Raw genomic sequence first — 2,891 nt, forward strand, 5'->3', positions numbered from 1 at the left:
GACCAACATCCTGTCGCACACCCAGGTCCTGGACGAGAGCGTGTGCTTCTTGACCGATCCGGAGCCTGCTGCGTTCGGTGAGGCGCTGGTCGCCGCGGTCGCCGACGAGGAGGCCAGGGCCAACGTGAGCGAGGGGGCCAGGCGCCGCTATGCCGACGTCTACAGCCGCCCGGTCTACGTGGCGAAAATGCGCCGCGTCCTCGACATGGTCTGCCCGGAGCGAAGCAGAGCGGTATGTGTGGAATCGCGGGCGTCCTGACCCTGCCGGGCGGAGAGTGCCCGGATCCTTCCCTGCTCGCCCGGATGACCGACACGATCCTGCACCGCGGGCCGGACGGCCAGGGGCATCATGTCGACCCGCCGGTGCTGATGGGCATGCGCCGCCTGTCGATCATCGACGTGGCTGGCGGGCAGCAGCCGATCGGCAACGAGGACGGCAGCGTCCAGGTTGTGTTCAACGGCGAGATCTACAATTACCGCGAGCTGCGCGCGGAACTGGAGCGGCAGGGTCATCGGTTCCGCACCGCTTCCGACACCGAGGTGCTGGTTCATCTCTACGAGCAGCACGGCGACGCATTTCCGAGCTACCTGAACGGGATGTTCGCCTTCGCGCTCCACGACCGCACCCGGCAGCGGGTGCTGCTCGCGCGTGACCAGATCGGCATCAAGCCCCTGTTCGTGGCGAGGCTCCCGGGTCAGCTGGTGTTCGGATCGGAGATCAAGGCGCTGCTGGCCAGCGGCCTCGTCCCGCGCGAGCTCGACCATGATGCGCTGGCCGAGTTCATGTGCTGGGAGTACGTGCCGGCACCGCGCACCCTGTTCCGGGCAGTGCGCAAGCTGGAGCCGGGCTGCACGCTCGCCGTCGACCTGCATAGCGGTGAGATCGTCGAGCGGCGCTTCTTCGACCTGCCGCCGGCCGATGCCGTGGAGCATCGCAGCGAAACCGAGTGGGCGGACCGGCTCGACGCCGTGCTCGGGCAGGCGGTGCGCCGGCAGATGGTGGCCGACGTGCCGCTCGGCGCCCTGCTGTCCGGCGGCGTCGATAGCTCGATGGTCGTTGCCAAGATGGGGCGGGACGCGCTGACCTTCTCGATCGGCTTCGACGATTCCTCCTATGACGAGCTGCCGCATGCGCGGCGGGTCGCTGAGGCGCTGGGCGTGCGCCACGAGGTCGAGGTCATCCGGCCGGATGTGCGCACGCTGTTCGACCATCTCATGCAGTTCATGGACGACCCGATCGCGGACTTCTCGATCTTCCCGACCTATCTGGTCTCGCGCCTGGCGCGCCGGCACGTGACCGTAGCGCTGAGCGGCGACGGTGGCGACGAGCTGTTCGGCGGCTACGACACCTATGTGGCGCAGGGCATGGCCAAGCGCTGGCAGCGCCTGCCGGCTGCGCTACGCAGCGGCGTGGTGGCGCCGATCCTGGACCGCATCCCGCCACGTCCGCAGAAGAAGGGGCTGATCAACAAGGCTAAGCGCTTCGTGGAGGGGGCGAGGCTCGACCCGGCGCTGGGCCATGCCCGCTGGCGGCTGTTCCTGGAGAGCGCCCTGCGGTCCCGCCTGTTCACCGGCGCGATGACGGAACGGCAGACCCAGCAGCCCGAGGCCCATATCCACCGCTACATGGAGGAGGCCGAGGGCCGCGACGCGGTTGACCGGGCGCTGCATGTCGACATGAAGTCCTACCTGGTCGACAACTGCCTGGTGAAGGTCGACCGGATGTCGATGGCCTGCTCGCTCGAAGTGCGGGTGCCGTTGCTCGACCTCGAAGTGGTCGACTTGGCCTTCCGGATGCCGTCATCGCTCAAGCTCCGCGACGGCGAGACCAAGCCGCTGCTCAAGGAGGTCACCGCCCGGCACGTGCCGCGCGAGAGCGTGTACCGGACCAAGCAGGGCTTCTCCATCCCGATCAAGCACTGGCTGAACGACACATTCCGCGAGCTCACCGACGAGTTGCTCGCACCGGAGCGCTTGCGCGCCGACGGGCTGTTCCAGGCCGGCACGGTCGAGTCGCTGCTGACCGAGCACCGGGCGAATCGCGCCAACCACAGCCACATCATCTGGGCGATGCTGGTCTTCCAGGACTGGCAGCGCCGCTGGGGCGTGAGCCTTTGAGCCTTGGCAGCGGAGAGCGCTTCGACCTCGCGGTGATCGGCGGCGGGGTGGCCGGACTGTGTCTCGCCTACGAGGCGGCGCGGGCCGGCCGGCGGGTGGTGCTCCTGGAGCGCGAGGCGACGCTTGCGGCGCGCACCTCCGCCAACTGGTTCCGCATCCTGCATGGCGGGCTGCGCTACTTGCAGTCCCTGGACCTGGTCCGGCACCGCGAATCGGTCCTGGCCCGGCGGGAATGGCTGCGCGACTTCCCCGACCTGATCGAGCCCCTGCCCTGCCTGATGCCGCTGGCCGGCCGCGGGCTGAAGCGGCCATGGGCGTTCCGCGCGGCCTTCGCCCTGGACGCGGCGCTGGCACGCGAGCGCAACCGGGGCCTCCGTTCCGATCGGCACCTGGCCGCCGGCCGGGTGCTGACGGCAGCAGACGTGCGCCGCCTCCTGCCCTCGCTCGGCGACCTGCCGGGTCTGGAGGGCGCGGCCCTCTGGCATGACGCGGTGGCCCGCGATGCGCCGGCACTGGCAGCCGCCCTGGCCAGGCGCGCAGAGACTGCAGGTGCCGCACTGCGGACCGGCGCCACGGTGGTGGAGATCCTGGTCGAGGGCGGCCAGGCCGTGGGCTTGTGCACGGCCGATGGTGCCCGGGTCACGGCGGCAGCGGTGGTCAACGCCACCGGGCCCTGGAGCGACCTGACCCTCCGCCACCTGCCATCCATCCGCCGTCGCGACCTGTTCCGGCCCTCCCTTGCCTTCAATCTGGTGCTGGACCGCCCGGCCCCG

General features: G+C 70.0%; 3 protein-coding genes. All 3 read left to right on the forward strand.

Going from position 1 to position 2,891, the window contains the following annotated elements:
- On the forward strand, positions 1-259 hold a 259-nt coding region (locus EQG76_RS22090; protein ID WP_200841019.1), incomplete at its 5' end, for a glycosyltransferase.
- A complete protein-coding gene (gene asnB / locus EQG76_RS22095) occupies positions 235-2,118 on the forward strand; it encodes an asparagine synthase (glutamine-hydrolyzing) (RefSeq protein WP_159716480.1) in 1,884 nt (627 codons plus the stop codon). The genes EQG76_RS22090 and asnB, both read left to right, overlap by 25 nt.
- The coding region (locus tag EQG76_RS22100; protein ID WP_159716481.1) for an FAD-dependent oxidoreductase at positions 2,115-2,891 on the forward strand (777 nt) is incomplete at its 3' end. The genes asnB and EQG76_RS22100, both read left to right, overlap by 4 nt.

Origin of the sequence: Geminicoccus flavidas (genome assembly GCF_009806515.1) — a bacterium.
Lineage (GTDB): Bacteria > Pseudomonadota > Alphaproteobacteria > Geminicoccales > Geminicoccaceae > Geminicoccus > Geminicoccus flavidus.

What these genes read in the sequence shown, in the direction of transcription:
- asnB (WP_159716480.1), top strand. Translation starts at nt 235, where the DNA reads ATGTGTGGAATCGCGGGCGTCCTGACCCTGCCGGGCGGAGAGTGCCCG.